Annotated in this window: 13 protein-coding genes and 14 tRNA genes; 3 read left to right on the top strand and 24 right to left on the bottom strand. The window is 44.7% G+C overall.

The genetic code is table 11. The features are described 5' to 3' along the window. The first annotated feature begins 10 nt into the window (after positions 1–10). The 3 genes from A8708_RS33255 to A8708_RS33265 all read left to right on the top strand — a co-directional run bounded on the left by A8708_RS33255 (position 11) and on the right by A8708_RS33265 (position 4,059). A complete protein-coding gene (locus A8708_RS33255; RefSeq protein WP_068671165.1) occupies positions 11–691 on the top strand; it encodes a TetR/AcrR family transcriptional regulator in 681 nt (226 codons plus the stop codon). A gap of 356 nt (positions 692–1,047) precedes the next feature. Continuing rightward, entirely contained in the window at positions 1,048–3,216 is a 2,169-nt protein-coding gene (locus A8708_RS33260) for a heavy metal translocating P-type ATPase (protein WP_068671166.1), read from the top strand. Positions 3,217–3,555: 339 nt separating this feature from the next. Beyond that, positions 3,556–4,059 carry a C40 family peptidase gene (locus A8708_RS33265; protein WP_068671168.1) on the top strand — a complete coding sequence of 168 codons (504 nt, stop codon included), beginning with the start codon at positions 3,556–3,558 and terminating at the stop codon, positions 4,057–4,059. A 132-nt stretch (positions 4,060–4,191) separates the two neighbouring features. On the opposite strand, the gene A8708_RS33270 is transcribed toward A8708_RS33265, so the two are convergent. The 24 genes from A8708_RS33270 to A8708_RS33385 all read right to left on the bottom strand — a co-directional run bounded on the left by A8708_RS33270 (position 4,192) and on the right by A8708_RS33385 (position 18,433). Beyond that, complete coding sequence (locus A8708_RS33270) at positions 4,192–4,554, bottom strand: ArsR/SmtB family transcription factor (RefSeq protein ID WP_068671196.1); 363 nt, start codon at positions 4,552–4,554, stop codon at positions 4,192–4,194. A gap of 100 nt (positions 4,555–4,654) precedes the next feature. Beyond that, entirely contained in the window at positions 4,655–5,539 is an 885-nt protein-coding gene (locus A8708_RS33275; RefSeq protein ID WP_068671170.1) for a cation diffusion facilitator family transporter, read from the bottom strand. Positions 5,540–5,758: 219 nt separating this feature from the next. Continuing rightward, complete coding sequence (gene glmS, locus A8708_RS33280) at positions 5,759–7,588, bottom strand: glutamine--fructose-6-phosphate transaminase (isomerizing) (RefSeq protein ID WP_068671172.1); 1,830 nt, start codon at positions 7,586–7,588, stop codon at positions 5,759–5,761. Positions 7,589–8,049: 461 nt separating this feature from the next. After that, the gene (glmM, locus tag A8708_RS33285) at positions 8,050–9,390 is read right to left on the bottom strand and encodes a phosphoglucosamine mutase (RefSeq protein ID WP_068671174.1); all 1,341 of its coding nucleotides are present in this window, start codon (positions 9,388–9,390) and stop codon (positions 8,050–8,052) included. Between the two features lie 30 nt (positions 9,391–9,420). Next, entirely contained in the window at positions 9,421–10,665 is a 1,245-nt protein-coding gene (locus A8708_RS33290; RefSeq protein WP_068671176.1) for a CdaR family protein, read from the bottom strand. Next, complete coding sequence (gene cdaA / locus A8708_RS33295) at positions 10,658–11,479, bottom strand: diadenylate cyclase CdaA (protein ID WP_056618181.1); 822 nt, start codon at positions 11,477–11,479, stop codon at positions 10,658–10,660. Before cdaA ends, A8708_RS33290 begins: the two co-directional genes overlap by 8 nt. 168 nt (positions 11,480–11,647) lie before the next feature. Next, positions 11,648–12,253, bottom strand: a complete 606-nt coding sequence (locus A8708_RS33300) for a zf-HC2 domain-containing protein (protein ID WP_068671178.1) — start codon at positions 12,251–12,253, stop codon at positions 11,648–11,650. Between the two features lie 71 nt (positions 12,254–12,324). Next, entirely contained in the window at positions 12,325–12,921 is a 597-nt protein-coding gene (gene sigW, locus A8708_RS33305; RefSeq protein ID WP_068671180.1) for an RNA polymerase sigma factor SigW, read from the bottom strand. 82 nt (positions 12,922–13,003) lie between these two features. Then, a complete protein-coding gene (locus A8708_RS33310) occupies positions 13,004–13,873 on the bottom strand; it encodes a DMT family transporter (RefSeq protein WP_068671182.1) in 870 nt (289 codons plus the stop codon). 118 nt (positions 13,874–13,991) lie between these two features. Beyond that, positions 13,992–16,778 (bottom strand): phosphoenolpyruvate carboxylase, encoded by a 2,787-nt coding sequence (gene ppc / locus A8708_RS33315; RefSeq protein ID WP_068671184.1) that lies wholly within the window; start codon positions 16,776–16,778, stop codon positions 13,992–13,994. Between the two features lie 331 nt (positions 16,779–17,109). Next, positions 17,110–17,180 (bottom strand) — tRNA-Gly (locus tag A8708_RS33320). 17 nt (positions 17,181–17,197) lie between these two features. Further along, positions 17,198–17,271: transfer RNA gene (locus A8708_RS33325), tRNA-Pro, on the bottom strand. Positions 17,272–17,297: 26 nt separating this feature from the next. Continuing rightward, positions 17,298–17,374: transfer RNA gene (locus tag A8708_RS33330), tRNA-Arg, on the bottom strand. Between the two features lie 9 nt (positions 17,375–17,383). Beyond that, positions 17,384–17,458, bottom strand: a tRNA-Gly gene (locus A8708_RS33335). A 38-nt stretch (positions 17,459–17,496) separates the two neighbouring features. Continuing rightward, a tRNA-Leu gene (locus tag A8708_RS33340) sits at positions 17,497–17,576 on the bottom strand. 61 nt (positions 17,577–17,637) lie between these two features. After that, positions 17,638–17,713, bottom strand: a tRNA-Lys gene (locus A8708_RS33345). An 8-nt stretch (positions 17,714–17,721) separates the two neighbouring features. After that, a tRNA-Gln gene (locus A8708_RS33350) sits at positions 17,722–17,796 on the bottom strand. A gap of 10 nt (positions 17,797–17,806) precedes the next feature. Beyond that, positions 17,807–17,879 (bottom strand) — tRNA-Thr (locus tag A8708_RS33355). A 7-nt stretch (positions 17,880–17,886) separates the two neighbouring features. Continuing rightward, positions 17,887–17,962: transfer RNA gene (locus tag A8708_RS33360), tRNA-Val, on the bottom strand. Between the two features lie 14 nt (positions 17,963–17,976). Next, a tRNA-Glu gene (locus A8708_RS33365) sits at positions 17,977–18,051 on the bottom strand. Positions 18,052–18,066: 15 nt separating this feature from the next. Then, positions 18,067–18,142: transfer RNA gene (locus tag A8708_RS33370), tRNA-Thr, on the bottom strand. 2 nt (positions 18,143–18,144) lie between these two features. Further along, positions 18,145–18,220: transfer RNA gene (locus A8708_RS33375), tRNA-Asn, on the bottom strand. A 59-nt stretch (positions 18,221–18,279) separates the two neighbouring features. Further along, positions 18,280–18,355: transfer RNA gene (locus A8708_RS33380), tRNA-Thr, on the bottom strand. 2 nt (positions 18,356–18,357) lie between these two features. Beyond that, a tRNA-Asn gene (locus A8708_RS33385) sits at positions 18,358–18,433 on the bottom strand. Positions 18,434–18,518 lie beyond the last annotated feature (85 nt).

The following is an 18,518-nucleotide window of genomic DNA, read 5'->3' on the forward strand; positions in this document are numbered from 1 at the left end:
GTGAGTAACGATGAAAAAGCAGCAGCCTCAGATCTCTGAGGAAAAGATTTTGGATACATCGTGGGAGCTTCTGAGGGAGGATGGTATCGAGAAATTCAGTATGAGACGCTTGGCTGACAAACTAGGAATCCAAGCTCCCTCTCTGTATTGGTACTTCAAGAGTAAGCAAGACCTCTATCAACGACTGGCCAACCAGGTATCCAAAATAACCTTAGAGGAATTCGACTCCAAGGGAGATTGGAAGGTTCAGCTAACCGGATTTGCGATAACAACACGGAACGTGCTGCGCAGATACCCTTGTTCCACACAGCTAATGATGCTTACGCTCCCCCACGAGCCGGATATTATCCGCTTCACCAACCGTATGCTGCTCTGCATGGAATCGACCCCACTTGAGCAAGAGCATCAATTACAAGCGATCCTTACGGTCATGAATTATGTCTTCTACTTCGTTCTTGATGATTACGAGCATCAGCGGAATGTCGCGGCTATCCTCAAAGAGCAGGGAGAGTTTCCGAAAAGGGAGATGGATCACCTCCTGGACGCCATGAGTGAGGGTGATGCAGGACTATTCCGTAGGATGTTCAAGAGCGGGCAGTTCGAGTTGATGGGGACCGACCGATCATTTGACTTCGGCTTGAAGCTGATCCTGTTAGGAATTGAGCAAGTGATAAAGGAACAGGAAAAGTAGCATGATAACCAGAAAAGAGGCTGTCTCAAAGTCTATGTAGACTTATTGAAACGCCTCTTTTTTCTATGGACCCATAAATATAAACTGACTTCGCAATTTAACTGGATTTTCTTCATCTATTTGTTACGGGATTATCGAATTAGGGGTTATTAACTGTATTTCATGTAGTTAAATTCCTTCAATTGCCTTGTTTTTTCAAATTCCATAGAATTTATCTGTAGTTTTTACATCTAAATACGATTCGGCAGCGGAACAGGCCCTTTTTCCACATATGACCAAAGTTTAGTTTGACATAAACTGACTACTCGCATATCATATGAACATATAATCATATGTTAACGAAAGAAGGGTTCACTATGAGTGAATATCGCGTGAAAGGCCTCTCTTGCGGTAATTGTGCCATGGGACTGGAACAGCAGATTAGAACGTTGGCATACGGTGAGTCCGCTACACTTAGTTATAATTCCGGTAAGTTAAAACTTGATCCCCGCGTCTCTTTAACAGATGTAGAACGAATTCTTAAATCAGATCGTGCTTTTATTGATCGCAGTCAAGAGAATCATAGCCATCAAGGACATGATCACAGGGATCATGATCATGAGCATAACCCTAACCCCCCTCACGATCATCAAGGTCATGACCATGGGGATGGACATTCACATAGTCACGATCACGGCAGTGCAAAACAATTAATGAAGCTGCTCATTGTTTCCTTTCTTATTTATGCCGCGGCATTTGTTTTTGACAATCAATTAAGCGATACACTGCAAATTGGCATGTATGTTATTGCTATCATATTAAGTGGATACGCCACGTTTATCAAAGGGCTTAAAAACCTATTGGTTCTACGTTTTAATATTGATACGCTAATGACGATTGCTCTTATTGGAGCTGTTTCCATAGGTGAATGGAAGGAAGCCACACTGGTCGCGATTCTATTAGGACTGAACGAATTGCTTGAAGGGCTTGGGATGGATAAAGCTCGCCGCTCTATGGAGACGCTGCTTAAAATAGCACCCAAAGAAGCCACCATTTTGGATCATGGCATCGAGTCCGTTGTTCCTATTTCATCTTTAAAAGTTGGAGATCTGGTACTTGTAAAGCCGGGCGAGAAAATTCCTTCCGACGGTACGGTAAGTGAAGGAAAAAGCTCGGTCAATGAAGCCGCTATAACTGGAGAATCTTTGCCCGTTGATAAGTCTAATGGAGAACCTGTCTTCGGCGGTAGTATTAATAACGAAGGTATTCTTCATATCCTGATTGAGAAAGCATATAAGGATTCTTCATTGGCCAAAATATTGCACCTTGTTGAAGAAGCACAAGAGACCAAAACACCTACCGAATTATTTATTAATAAGTTTGCCAAATACTATACTCCTATTATTATGGCGATTTCAGCCCTTGTTATTTTGATTCCCCCACTGCTACTTGGTGGCGACTGGAGTACATGGGTTTATCAAGGTCTAGCTGTCCTAATTGTAGGTTGTCCTTGTGCACTTATTCTATCTTCTCCCATCGCCATCGTCTCTGGCATTACCCGGAATGCGCGCAACGGTATTTTGATTAAAGGCGGCGTGTTTTTGGAGCAGCTTGGGAAAATTGATACACTCGCTTTTGATAAAACGGGGACATTAACGAAGGGTGAACCACACGTCGAAACGGCCATCGTGTTCGATGAAGAGCGATTCTTTATGGTCGCAGGGTCCATAGAAAAATCATCCTCCCACCCTCTAGCTAAAGCAATCATGAAGAAAATTAACGAAAGTGAAATGGATGTACCATCACCGGATGAAATTCAAACCGTTTCTGGCCGCGGCATCGTGGCTCTCATACAAGGAAAGCAATACTGGCTCGGCAATGAAAAAAGTATAGAGCATATTGACATTCCTAAGGATATACAACAACAAATTAACGATTTGAAAGAACAAGGGTTAACACTTGTATTAGTTGCTGATCATCAACAAGTTCTCGGCATGTTCGGCATCAGTGATGAGATCCGAGAAGAAAGCAAATCTGTTATTGAAGCCTTACATCGTGCTGGTATCCAACGTACCGTCATGCTGACGGGTGATCATCAAAAGACAGCTGAAAAAGTCGCCAGTCTGGTTGGTGTGACTTCCTACTTCGGCGGCCTTCTCCCTGAAGATAAAGTTAATAAAATCAAAGAGTTAGCTACTATCGGTCGTGTCGCAATGATTGGCGATGGTATTAACGATGCCCCAGCCCTAGCGTCCGCTCAACTAGGCATAGCGATGGGGAAAGGAACCGATAGCGCGATTGAAACGGCAGATATCGTGCTCATGCAGGATCATTTAGGAAAACTTCCTGAAGCCGTCTCTATATCCAAAAGAGTTAATTCCGTCATCCGGTTTAATATCATAGTAGCACTTGGATTAAAACTTATTGCCTTATTACTCACGATCCCTGGATTGCTTACCTTATGGATTGCTATCTTGTCTGATATGGGCGCTACGATCTTTGTTACGCTTGTCAGTTTAACCGTATTGATACAGAAGAAATCATAAAAAAGTGGAGATTGTTTATACAATCTCCACTTTTTTATCTTATTGAAAACATCAGCGCCAATTTTCCGCAAATTACGAAAAACACGCCTGCTGCAATCTACTCTGCTTACCATATTGCCGTGTTAGTTGAATAATGCGTTGATAGATCAGGCTTTTTGTTAATCTAAGCTAGTCAAGAATAATTTTCAAAGGAGATTCTCATCGTTTTCTAATATAGTGGGCTCGTCCCCTCCAAACCCACGGTTTTCTTCGCTTCTAGCAAATTATAGGAGACTCCTCGTCTGCTATACTAGGCTTAGCTAAGAAAACAGCACTCAAAAACAGAGGAGGACAACAACTATGAAATTACAACATAAATGGAGCAAACGCTTGGCAATTATGACAATTGGAGCAACCGTGGCGATCTCAGGAGGAGTAATCAGTAGTCCAAAGCCTACTCAAGCTGCTACTGCAACAATAACCTCGACGACGAAAGCTGATAGTATTATTTCTTTAGGGAAAAGATATCTAGGCACACCGTATAAATTCGGTGCGAAAGTTGGACAAACGCGCAATTTCGACTGCTCGACATTAACGAAATACATTTTCGGGAAATACGGGATAAGCCTGCCGCGGACAGCTGCTCAGCAATCGAAAGTCGGTAGTTATGTTTCGAAAAAAAATTGGAAGAAAGGCGACCTGCTATTCTTCTCCGTCCCTGGCAGACCAGGAGTTGGTCATGTAGGCGTTTACCTTGGAAATAACAAAATGTTAAACACGTATGGTGCTGGCGGTGTGAAAATCACTACGATTAATTCCTACTGGAATTCTCACTACATGACAGCTCGACGCGTGATTAAATAGTCAAAATAATAAATATTATCACAAACAGTTGACGAACTATTGATCTCTTTGAGATTAGTAGTTCGTTTGTTTACAGATATAATAACAGCCTTTTATCATGCGATAGCCCACTTTTTCATCTAAGAATTCCCCTTAATCATGTTTGATGTGTTGCAGCATCTGCAAGAAAATTTGCTCGATATGTTCATCATCTAATGTGTAATAGACGGTTTTTCCTACTTTACGACGTTTAACAATTCGAAAATTGCGTAAATATCTCAACTGATGTGAAATCGCAGACTGACCCATTTCTAGGACCTGAACAATGTCGTGAACACACAGTTCTTTATTTAACAAGGTATGAATGATCTTCAATCTTGTAGGATCTCCAAGAGCCTTGAATACCTCGGCAACCCCTGTAACCGTTTGCTCCGATATCAGTTGTTCTTTTAATAGATCGATATTTGAAGTCCCATTACAAGTATCCTCACAAAGATCCTGCACAGGTTTTGGCATCATTTCTTCCATAATCGCGCTCGCTTTCTGATCATAAAACTTACGATTTACTCCTATTATAACAGAAAATGAGCGGATTACTCTGTAAATCCTATCACAATTAAGATCTACTTTTGACCGGCTCATAATGGACATGCACATCAATCACTTCGGAAGATTTCTTTAATTCATTCTCTACATTCGTTGCAATCTCATGTGCTTCATGAAATTCCAGTTCTCCTTTAATCGATAAAACAACATCCACAACTGTATTACTGCCATAGTTTCTAGCACGCAGTTCTTTTACAACCTCAACCCCATCAACCATTTGAACCGTATCTTTATAAACTTGCAAGGCTTTCTCATCATACCCATCAGACAAGTGGTGAGAAGCTTCACGGAAGATGTCCCAGGCCGTCTTGCAAATCATCAATCCAACAATTATAGCGGTCACAGGATCCAGCCATGGCAATTGAAACTGTGAACCTATGATGCCAACCACCGTTCCTAAACCCACTAAAACATCAGAGAAATTATCCTTAGCCGCCGCCATTACGGCTTGGCTATTTATCTTCTTGGCAAGATTCCTATTGTACCGATATACAAGAAACATAATCACTGCGCAGAATAGCCCTGTCCAAACAGAAATAAGGTCTGGTGATTGCTCATTCGTTCTGAAGATCGACATGATAGCCGTAAATAAAACTTCTAATCCAACAGCCATCATGATAAAAGAGGCAATTAATGAGGCTATCGTCTCTGATTTCCAGTGGCCATAAGGATGATCCTCATCAGCGGGTCTTTGAGCTAACCTTAATCCTATTAGCACAGCAATTGAAGCCACGATATCTGTTGCATTATTTAGACCATCAGCACTTAAAGCTTCCGATCCTGATAACTTCCCTACTATTAGTTTAAGAAGAGAAAGACATATATAAGCAATAATGCTGATAATTGCTCCACGCTCACCCATTTTTAAATTTTCGTATCGCTGATGCTGCTCCATCGTTCCTGTACTCCCTTCAATTTCGAGTGCACATTTATCGTAACAGCCGAGGTGGAAGTGGGTCTAGAGAAACGTTTTTTCATGCGGATTACAAATTGGTACGAGCCAAACATGTTTGCGCTAGGTCAACAAGATTGCCAAATACCACAAATAAGGTTAAATGCAAAAGAAGCCCCGATGAGTGATTACACTCAACGGGACTTCTTTTGCATTTCTCGCCTACTCCACCGTCACACTCTTCGCCAAATTTCTCGGCTTATCCACGTCATTCCCACGCGCCAACGACGCGTAGTAAGACAGCAACTGCAAAGGAATTACGGACAACGCAGGCGTCAACACATCCAACGTTTTAGGAATAATGAACGTGCTGTCAACCGACTTCTGCAGCTCCGTCTCGCCTTCCACGGCAATACCTAACACATTCGCGCCGCGCGCCTTCACTTCTTTGATGTTGCTCACGGTTTTCTCAAGCAGCTCATGCTGTGTCGCTAATGCGATTACCGGGATATCATCCTCAATCAACGCAAGCGTACCATGCTTCAACTCACCCGCTGCATACGCCTCGGAGTGAATGTAAGAGATCTCTTTCAGCTTCAATGAGCCTTCCAAAGCGACCGCATAATCTAATCCTCTCCCGATAAAGAACAGATTATCATGCTTCGCCATCTCTTCCGCAACAACTTTCAGCGCTTCTGCTTGCTCTAAGATCTCGCTAACCTGCTCAGGAAGCTCCTTCATAGCTGCAATCACTTCCGCGATTTCTTCAGGGGTTTGCGTGCCTAGCGTTTGCGCCAAGTGTAGACCCAACAGATAAAATCCGATCAATTGCGATGTGTAAGCTTTCGTCGAAGCTACCGCAATTTCAGGCCCTGCCCATGTTGTAATAATATCGTTCGCTTCACGCGCAACAGAACTTCCTACAACATTCGTAATCGCCAATACGTGTGCTCCGCATCGCTTCGCTTCACGCAGTGCTGCCAATGTATCCGCCGTTTCACCAGATTGGCTCACAACAATCACGAGCGTATCCTTTGTGATAATCGGGGAACGATAACGATATTCAGACGCAACATCCGTTTCCACGGGAATACGCGCCATTTTCTCAATCACATACTTCCCAACCATACCCGCATGGAACGCAGTTCCACATGCGACGATATGCACACGGCTTATGTTACGAATCGCCTCAGGGGTAATCGTAAGCTCATTCAACGTCACACTCTTACCATCAGGGGAAATGCGACTTCCCATTGTATCGCGGTATGCTTTCGGTTGGTCATAGATTTCTTTCAACATGAAATGATCAAATCCTGCTTTTTCCGCCGTAACAATGTCCCAATCGACATGGAACATTTCCCTGGAAATAAAATTCCCCTCTAACGTCATTAATTCGACAGCATCCCGCGTCAATAGCGCCATTTCGCCATCATTTAGAATGAACACATTACGTGTGTACTCTAAGATCGCTGGAATATCTGAACCAATGAAATTCTCGCCTTCGCCAATTCCGATAATAAGCGGGCTAGCTTGACGCACAGCAACAAGGCGGTCCGGTTCGAACTCTGTAAGGACACCAAGCGCAAACGCACCTGTCATGTGCTTCACGGCCTTCTGAACAGCTTTGAGGATGTCTCCCTCGTACAAGCTCGCGATCAAATGCGAAATAACCTCTGTATCCGTCTCCGATACGAATACATGGCCCTTCGCAATCAATTCTTCTTTCAGCGTAATATAATTCTCAATAATCCCGTTATGCACAACGGAGAATTTCAAAGAATTATCAGTGTGAGGATGGGAGTTCACGTCAGAAGGCTTACCATGTGTCGCCCAACGTGTATGCCCGATGCCAACGCTTCCGTTCAATGGCGTTTCACCAAGCTTCGACTCCAAGTTCGCAATACGGCCTTTAGCTTTCTTAATTTGCAAACCATCCGCTGTATACACCGCTACCCCAGCAGAATCATAGCCTCGATACTCTAGCTTTTTGAGGCCATCCAATAAAATCTCCTGAGAATTACGCTTTCCAATATAACCAACAATACCGCACATAGTTACAACCTCCAAATTTGTATAAGCCTCTTTTATAAGGGCTGTTTGTCAAGGATCTGATTTTCAATCAGTCATAAATCATAATGAAATAAACCATCTATAAGGGCGTTCTTTACGTGTAAGATTCAATACATCATTAATAGATGTTGGATACTTGTCTGTCCGGTCGCCCGAACGATTTTGCTCTCCAACTTAACGGCACTCCTCGTGCCGGAAGGTCCCCGCCGAATGTTTCGAACACCTTCACCTCGTCAACTCACCACGTAGTAGCAGCCGTCTGGCTACATTTCCGTCCCGCTTGCGAGTTCTGGCGCTATTTGTTGCGTATAACCTCTGCCCTGCCTTTCCTTCTTGAGTAACTTCATCATATGCATTTTCACCCAGTAATGCAACTTGTTTTGGCATAACTGATCCCTCATCTCGCCATCTTCTAGCATAGATGAGGGAGTAGTTGCCTATGATTATACCAATTGCTCTTGAATAACCTTCGCAATATCATGTACGTATGCTTCTACTTGCTCTTTGTCTGGTCCTTCTGCCATAACACGAATCAAGGACTCCGTACCTGAAGGACGAACTAATACGCGGCCGTTATCGCCGAGCTCATCTTCCACCTTACGGATCGCTTCTTCAATTACAGCGTTGTCCTTCAGCTTGCTTTTATCGGCTACACGGATGTTAACAAGCAATTGTGGGAATTTACGCATAATCCCTTTCAATTCACTCAGCTTACGCCCCGATTCAACGAGGGTATTCACCAATTGTAGCGCAGTTAGAATGCCATCACCAGTGGAGATGTAATCCAAGAAAATGACATGACCCGATTGCTCCCCGCCTAAGTTGTAGCCGCCTTTACGCATTTCTTCCATCACGTAGCGATCGCCTACAGCTGTTTGCAGAGCCTTCAAGCCCGCTTTTTCAATCCCTTTGAAAAAGCCAATATTCGCCATCACCGTCGTCACAATGGTGCCGTGGTTCAGCTTCCCTTGGCGATTCAGCGCATCGCCCAGAATGCTCAAGATGAAGTCGCCGTCGACTTCATCGCCCTTCTCATCGATCGCGATCAGACGATCCGCGTCCCCGTCAAAAGCCAGCCCGATGGCTGCGCCATGCTTAACCACCTCGGCGCGTAGCGTCTCAGGGTGGGTGGAGCCGCAATCATCGTTGATGTTGCGCCCATTCGGCTCCGCGCCGATGGTGATCACTTCCGCTCCGAGCTCGCGGAAAATCAAAGGCGCCAGCTCATAGGCTGAGCCATTCGCACAATCAAGAACAACCTTCACGCCGTCGAACGATTTCGACACCGTTTCCTTCAAGAACGCCAGATATAGGTGCTTCGCATCTGGCTGATCCGAAACCGTACCGATCTCGCCGCCTACCGGGCGAGGCAGTTCATCCACAGCTGCATCCAGCAACTGTTCAATCTCAAGCTCCGTCTCATCCAATAGCTTGAAGCCGTCGCCCCCGAAGAACTTAATCCCGTTGTCCTCAACTGGATTGTGGGAAGCAGAGATCATAACGCCTGCGTCTGCGCCTAGCTTTTTCGTCAAATAAGCAACCGCTGGCGTGCTCACTACACCTATGCGAATCACTTCAACACCGATTGATAATAAGCCAGCTACTAGGGATGCTTCCAGCATTGGCCCCGAAATGCGTGTATCTCTCCCGATCACGACTTTCGGATGCTTCGCCTGTCTGGTTAATACATACCCGCCGCAGCGTCCTACTTTATAAGCCAATTCTGGTGTGAGTTCGCCATTCGCGACTCCGCGCACACCATCCGTACCGAAATATTTCCCCATTTTTGTATTCTCCTCTTTCTCTATTCCCCATTATGGATTGGCTGCTTTTACATTTTTCTCGCTGATTTCAACGATCGCCTTCACATCTTGTGGAAGCCCCAGCTTCACGAAAGAAGGCATATTCAAAGTTACTTTCAATTCATGCTTACCAGGCGGTAAATTACTAACATCTAGTATCGCTTGAATATCCCCAACTTTCAATTGATCAATAATGGCAGGAGCACCTTCTACCGTAATATTAAGGGCAGCTGCTGCTGGCTGCGTCACTTTGGTGACATAATTCTCATTCTGGCCAATAATCGTAATCGGTACGTTCTCCATAGCTTTCGTAATCGATGGTACAACCTCGACATGCACAATCACCTTCGCAGGATCTAATTGTGTTACTTTATTCCTGAGAGGAATGTCCAGTGCGAAATCTTTCGTTTCTTTCACATCCTGCAGACTAAGCTGCGGCCCTTGATAGAATTCTAGGCGATCTACAACGTCTTGCGCTCCGTATACCGTTACTTTATCTGGAGTTTGCGTGATCATCGCAATAGCATAACCTGCTGGCGGTTCACCGCTTACTTTGAGCTGCAACGGAATGGTTTGGAACGGGCTTGTGATTGGCACCTCAACATCGACAACCGAAGGATTAATGATAAGGGTCACTTCTTTACCTTCCTTATCAAAAGCCTGCAATCTAACCTGCTTCGTCACCGCTGATTGTGCTTTATCGACAGACACCTCGCCGCGGACATTCTCAATCTGATCAAGTTTACTCGTTTGTGCCGTAATGTACACCTTGCCAGGCTTCACAATAGGTTGTCCCGCTTTGAGGCCCGCTGCCGGTGTTCCTTTGACATTAATAACAACAGGTACTTCTTTCATCTGCAGTTCTTCAATCATGACGTGAACCACTCTAGGAACGATCTCCACGTCAACATCTGATGGAATCCCTACCGGCGAAAGTGTGACCTGATGGTCCCCTTTACCGACCTGCGTCAAATCCAGTTGAATCTGATACGAATTGCTAGCCGTTACTTTCTTAAGGGCAGATTCCTTTCCTTTCAGAATCACCTGTACATTCGCAGGATTCATCGAAGAGATGAAGTAATGGGTTTCATCATATTTGGTTGTGATGGAGACGTTATTAATCGTTTCCACTCGCTCTCGCAGCGCTGTGTTTCCGGATATATTCGTTTCTTCCATATGGACGACTACCCATAACATAATGCCGATGACAAGAGCAACAATCCGTACCACATTGGTATTACGCAGCCATTTATCCATTCGAACGCCCTCCCCACCATTTCATGAAAGGGTTCTTCTCATTTGTTTTCGCTTTGGGTTTCAACTCTTCAAATAGCTTTGATATCAACGATTCCTCTTTAATATCCCGTACGATATGACCATTCATCGTTAGCGAAATTTGACCCGTTTCCTCCGAAACAATCACACACATCGCATCCGAAACTTCACTCATACCGATCGCTGCACGATGCCGAGTCCCCAGTTCCTTCGAAATAAAAGGATTTTCAGACAGAGGCAAATAACAACCAGCGGCCATTAACTGCCCTTGCCGAATGATCACTGCGCCATCATGAAGAGGGGTATTTGGGATGAAAATATTAATTAACAGCTCTCCGCTGATCTTGCTCTCTATCGCAATGCCGGACTCCACATAGTCGGTAAGTCCCGTATCCTTCTCAAAAACAATCAAGGCCCCAATCTTACGCTTGGCCAAATAATTCGCAGCCCGAATCACTTCGCTGATTCTTTTGTTCACATCTTGATCTTCTTCTGATGAAGATCTACTTCCGAATAGCTTACCTCGACCTAGTTGCTCCAAGGCACGCCTTAGTTCTGGTTGGAAAATAATAATAACCCCAAGTACCCCGAACGTAAAGGCCTGATTCACCATCCATTGCAGTGTACTTAACTGGAACCAAATACTAATGACCCAGGTAATGACGACCACGAGGATACCCTTCATCAGTTGGATAGCCCTTGTCCCACGCACCACTAGGATCAATTTATAAATCACATAGCTAACGATGAGTATATCGACAATATCCTTAGCCGAGATGCTCGTGAGCAAATCCATTGTATTCTCCCCCAGGCGACTAAACAAAGTTCTCTCTATATAGGAATCATAACATAAAGCTAAGTATACTTCTATTTATCTAGACTCATCGCGCGAGAATTGGTTCATTTTTCCTATGTATGAAAAGAAGAAAGCCCCCTATAGTCTCAGCTATAGGGGGACAATTCGTTATGGTGTTATTTTACCTACGAATTCACCTAATTTGTACCAAACCCAGCTCAGTGCTTCATCGACTTGTTTGACTTCTCCAGCAATGTGCGCCGTTGAGGCTAGGTTAACTGAACCATCGATCACGACGACATTCCCCGTTACGTCGCCTTCAACCTTCAGTTCCCCGCGTTTGACCACAAGATCACCATTAACGGTATGCCCTTGCGGCACAATCACGGTATCACCTTGAATAACGACATCCTGAAGGTTACTTCCCTGTACCATAAGATTCTGATCGTCATCCCACATGGATATGAAACTTCCGAACATGACCGTGCCGAATACCACAGCAACCGATACTGCAGGGTGTCTGCGGATCCAATCCGTCCATGTATTCTTCTTTTTCATCGGTGGTAAGCCGCTCATAATCTGTGCAGTTAACGTATCAGGTACTGAAATGGAGGGCAGCATTCTAACCAAAGCATCCGTTTTCTCCAGCTGTTTGAAAGTGTTATGACACGCCTGACAGGCTATCAGATGTTCTTTCAAAGGTAGAGCTTCCGACTTTGGTAAATCACCGTCGAGATATTCATGTATGAGCGGGAGGGCTTCTTTACAATTCACGTTTAGCCACCCCTTTCTTGATATAGTAGAGCAAGTTGTGATATACCATACGTTTCGATTTCAAATATGTTTCAGATTCGAACAGGATTTGTGCTAACAACTTGTTCCTCCTGCTCCAATCTTTTTCGTAAGTACTCCCGCCCCCTGTGGACACGTGTTTTGATCGTGGTAACGGGCATTTCGAGCACATCACTAATTTCTTGTAGTGACATATCGTGTAGATACCTAAGAATAACAACCGATTTATATTTCTCGGGCAGCGTCTCAATTGCTCGGTGAATTTGTGCCTGCGTTTCTGAAACAATCAGCTGTTTCTCTGGCGTATCTTCATCACTAGGAAGCATCGCATAATAATCATTGCCCTCGCCGTCTGTCATTTCTGCATCCAGTGAGTACGTCATTTTCCTGCGTCGCAGTTTATCAATACATAAGTTTGTTCCAATCCGAAAAATCCACGTCGAAAACTTCTGATTCTCATCATAACGATGTAAATTCGTATACACGCGCAAGAACGTCTCTTGCACGGCATCTTCGGCTTCTTGCTTGTTATTCAGCATGCGGTAAGCCAAATGAAAGATCTTGTCTTTATAGAGCTCCACGAGCTCTGCAAAAGCATTGCGATCCCCATTACTGGCCAGCTTAGCCAGTCGTGCTTCAACAAAGTTCAATTTGGTTTTCCTCCGGCTTCTCGACAATTCAACAACCATTTATAAATAATCAAATTCCCTCTTCTACTATATACGTCACAAATCACGATTTGTATTCAGAAATTATAATTCCACCCAGAATTAAGGCCATGCCTCCCCATTGTAACCCGCTGATCGGTTCCCCGATGAGAAGATACGCTGCAAGAATTGCCACTGGAAGCTCTACAGATCCCAGCATGGCAGCGAGTGCGCTTCCGATCTTCGGTATTCCGATATTAAAGGAAACAGTCGGTACAACTTGTCCTAGGAACCCTAGCAGCAATCCCCATAGCAACAGCTGTCCACCATTATCATGAACAAAAACCGTCGGAGGATACAAGATAAATATAATCGGCAGCGCAGCCGTCAGCATGATCGCAGAATTCATCAGTGGCGGCAGCGTACTTACGACTTGTCCTGTAAAAAACAGAAAAATACTATACGCTAACGCAGATAGAAGTCCATATAGTATACCCAGAATACTGAGCTCTCCCCAGTTGGTATCGAACACATTCACCGCAAGGATCGTTCCTGCCAGAATTAGCGCAATCGCAATCCCTTCCATCCGCTTAGGCCATCTCCGTTTCACGATACAATCCATGGCAATCGTCATCCACGTAAACTGAAAGAGAAGAATAATGCATAGGGATGCATCTAATTCTTGCAGCGCAATATTATACACGACCGTCGTTAGCGACAGTCCGAAAATCCCAATCAAACCAAGCTTAATCCAAGGCCCTTTAAAGGGATTCACCCACGACTTCTTGTGAAAAAGAATCAATACCCATACGAATAAGGTTCCCATCGTCATCTGGGCTGGCGTAATTTGTCCATCCGTGAAGCCTTGATCATAGGCCATTTTAATCCATGAAGAGAGCAAACCATAGCTTGAAGCCCCAATAAGGACAAGGACTATTGCCAACCATCGTCCCATGCTGCTGTGTACCTCCTGATATCGGTAATTCCCGTAATTACAGGAAAAGCCGAGCTGCCTGCATTGCTGCAAGCCCCCGACTTTATCATCCTGTGTTGTTCTTATGTTGTCGTAAGAATCAGCCCGTGTTCCGAAGTCCCGCGGCAATCCCATTAATGGTAAGTAGTACTTCACGAAGAAGAATCGCATCATCTTCATTGTTGTCTCTTAACGCACGCAGTTCTTTAAGCAGCTCAACTTGCATGTAGCTAAGCGGATCTACGTAAGGATTACGCAATTTAATGGATTCTTGAATCACAGGAACATTATCCAGAATCTCTTGCTGACCTGTAATTTGCAAAATAATCGAGGACGTCAACTCATACTCGTCTTTGATCAGATTGAAAATGCGCTCTGCAATCGCACATTCCTTCACCAAGCTGCCGTATTCTTTCGCGATGAGAAGATCTGCCTTAGCCAAAGCCATTTGCAGATTATCAATCATCGTACGGAAGAATGACCATTCCTCATACATCTCTTTGAGGACTGCTACATTGCTTTCATTGCCTTGAGCGAAGCTTTGCAAGCCTGTACCTGCCGCATACCATGCTGGCAGCAGGTATCTGGTTTGCGTCCAGGAGAATACCCAAGGAATCGCACGCAAATCTTCGAATTTATCACTATTTTTACGCTTGGAAGGACGTGAACCGATATTCAGCTCACCAATCTCTGGAAGCGGTGTGGATTCTTTGAAGAACGTCAAGAAATCTTCGTCTCTGAAAATAAGATCTTGATACTTCGTCTGAGCTTGCTCCGAAATACCGCGCATAATGTTCTCCCACTTGTCCTCTTGTGGAAGTCTTTGCGGAGAACGAGACAATTTGGATGCTGTAATCAGCGCAAATGTCGCCTGCTCCAAACTACGATAAGCAATTCCTTGCAGGGAATAGCGGGAAGAAAGAACTTCACCTTGCTCCGTAATTTTGATGCCGCCACCAAGCGTTTCAACTGGTTGTGCTAGAATGCTTCGGTTTAGTGGCATACCGCCACGCCCCAATGCGCCACCACGACCATGGAAGAACTTCAACTTCACGCCAAATTTCTTAGCTGCTTCCGTAATATCTTGAAGCGCCATACGCAGTTCCCAGTTTGCTGTAATTACACCGCCGTCTTTATTGCTGTCGGAGTAGCCCAACATAATTTCGTGCAGTGGGTTTTCAGCATCTAGGCTATCTCGGTAAGCAGGGATCGCTAGCAACGTGCTCATGATACCAGGAGCCGCATGCAAGTCGTCAATCGTTTCAAAAAGCGGAACAGACTGAACCGTACTTGTTACCGTACCGTCGCTCTCTCTGCGGTATAGGCCCGCCTCTTTGGCAAACACAACAACCTCAAGCATGTCACTTGCACCTTGTGTCATCGAAATCAAGTAACTATTAATACAGTTACGTCCGAATTCCTTCTGTGCTTTACCTACTGTGCGATACACGTCTAAACATTCTTTCGTACCCTCCGTATAATCCAGATACGTAGACGTCAGAGGACGTGGATCATTCAAAACATTCGTAAGCAATGAAATTTTCTCATCTTCCGATAGCTTGCTGTAATCGGACGTAATGCCCATTTTCGCCAAAACTTCCGTCATCGCATTCTCATGCTCTTTACTATGCTGTCTGATATCCAGAGCAGCCAAGTGGAAACCAAACAACTCAACTTGACGTATTAACTTCTTAATATATTTATCAGCCACATAGTCTGCAAAGTGCGAACGCAAACTAGCTTCCATAACTTGCAAATCTTGAATAAACTCTTCAGGGTTATTGTACTTCTGTGTAGTAGATACCTTCGCGTTGCCCGTATTATGAATTTTCTCGATCATATATGTTGTCTTAATACGGTAAGGTTCTTTCTCATTACGCCAAACATCCTGAACATTCCCCATCGCTTCACGATCACATTGGATCGATTCGATTAGAGCGTCACTCACATTCACAATGTTCTTGCTAAAGCTCATATGTGCTAAGGACTCTCTCAGGATTTCCTCATACTTCTGCAAAGCCAATTGACGGTGTAGACCAAGCGTCTCCCATGTCACATTCGCTTTAACTGAAGGATTTCCGTCGCGGTCTCCACCGATCCAGGATCCAAATTTCAAGAAGGATGGCACATGCCATTTATCTTCTGGATAATACTTATTCAAGCAGCGTTCAAGCTCATGATAAACTTCTGGCAGCACATCGAATAACGTCTCATCAAAATAGTAAAGACCATTACGCACTTCGTCGATTACCGTCGGTTTACGGTCACGCAGCTCATCGGTTTGCCATAGATTAAGCACTTCACCTAGCAGCTTCTCACGCAATTGTTCACGCTCACGGTATGTTAGATTAGGGTTGTCCAGTTTCATCATATCATCAGAGATGCGAAGATTAATATCAAGCACGGCACGACGCATAGCCTCAGTCGGATGAGCCGTCATAACGAGCTCCAGAGATATCGATTGAAGGATTTCTTGTACTTCAGCATAAGGAATATTCGTATTCTTCAGCTCTTGTACGATGCTCTCAATCGAACCAGGTTGTACTGACTCTCCTGATGAGCGCTCATAGTCACGTTTGCGGCGAATGCGATGGTTCTGCTCAGCAATATTAACTAGTTGGAAATATATAGCGAAAGCACGTATCACTTGATGACGAATTTCCGGATCCAGTGAAGATATCGTTTTCTTAAACTCATCATAGATCTCAACGACATAGTGTGCTCTTAACGACTTGCTCATTTCGCGAATTCGTTCAACGACATCCAGCAGATCATTTCCACCTTGATGTACAAGAACTTCACCTAGTATGTGTCCAAGAAACCGAATATCTCTGCGCAGCAAGTTATTCGTACTTTGTTTTTGTTGGACGATTTCACTCTCTACCATGACTCTCCACCTCATCTATTCACTATGATGCATTAATGCTTCTCTCTGCAAAAGCTAGTCGCTGTAAAAACTCATTTCAGAATATTTTACCACAATCTGATCGCTACACATAGTATTAAAATAAAAAAACCGTACGTTTTTCGGTGGTAATTAATGTATTGATAAGATTCTACAATGTTTTGAGTGTATTATTTTCAAATTGTAAAGAGTTACACAATAAATGATAACACTCATTCGATGTAGGTAAAATCATTGGTCTTCGCAGGAGGCGCCATTCGAACCTGTTTATAGATATAAGAAAAAGCCACCCGAAGGTGGCTCTCTCTTTGTAAGCGGGCGGCGGGAATCGAACCCGCGCGATCAGCTTGGAAGGCTGAAGTTCTACCATTAAACTACGCCCGCGTAGTTTAGAAAAATGATCGGGACGACACGATTTGAACATGCGACCCCCTGCTCCCAAAGCAGGTGCTCTACCAAGCTGAGCTACGTCCCGATACGTTTATAACTTATAATGAAGAATGGCGCGCCCTGAGAGATTCGAACTCCCGACCTTTTGATTCGTAGTCAAATACTCTATCCAGCTGAGCTAAGGGCGCATAAAACTTTGGAGCGGAAGACGGGGATCGAACCCGCGACCCTCGCCTTGGCAAGGCGATGCTCTACCGCTGAGCCACTTCCGCAGGGTACCTCAATTGCATAAATACAAGTGAGGATTTAATGCGCGTAGAGGGACTTGAACCCCCACGGTCACCCGCTAGATCCTAAGTCTAGTGCGTCTGCCAATTCCGCCATACGCGCATATTTGTAAAATACATCTGAGTGACTTTAGTCTTCGCCTAAAGATCCCTAAAAATGTAGATGGTGAGTCATGTAGGATTCGAACCTACGACACCCTGATTAAAAGTCAGGTGCTCTACCAACTGAGCTAATGACTCTTAAAAAATGGCTGGGGATCAAGGATTTGAACCTTGGCATGACGGAGTCAAAGTCCGTTGCCTTACCGCTTGGCTAATCCCCAATATAAAACATGCCGTCGAGAGGACTTGAACCCCCAACCTACTGATTACAAGTCAGTTGCTCTACCAGTTGAGCTACAACGGCGTATTGATGGTGGAGGCTGACGGGATCGAACCGCCGACCCTCTGCTTGTAAGGCAGATGCTCTCCCAGCTGAGCTAAGCCTCCATGGGATGTAATAATGGTGACCCGTAGGGGACTCGAACCCCTGTTACCTCCGTGAAAGGGAGGTGTCTTAACCACTTGACCAACGGGCCTTACTTAATAAATACTGGAGCTTCCAACCGGAATCGAACCGGTGACCTCATCCTTACCATGGATGCACTCTACCGACTGAGCTATGGAAGCAATGGCTCCCCGAACAGGACTCGAACCTGTGACAACTCGATTAACAGTCGAGTGCTCTACCAACTGAGCTATCAGGGAATGTAGAGAGACTTTTGACTTCGTCAAAAGATCCCTAAATTAGGTAACNTAATAAATACTGGAGCTTCCAACCGGAATCGAACCGGTGACCTCATCCTTACCATGGATGCACTCTACCGACTGAGCTATGGAAGCAATGGCTCCCCGAACAGGACTCGAACCTGTGACAACTCGATTAACAGTCGAGTGCTCTACCAACTGAGCTATCAGGGAATGTAGAGAGACTTTTGACTTCGTCAAAAGATCCCTAAATTAGGTAACTGCTTGGCAACGTTCTACTCTCCCAGAACCCTGCGGT

This window comes from Paenibacillus oryzisoli, assembly GCF_001653565.1.
Lineage (GTDB): Bacteria > Bacillota > Bacilli > Paenibacillales > NBRC-103111 > Paenibacillus_E > Paenibacillus_E oryzisoli.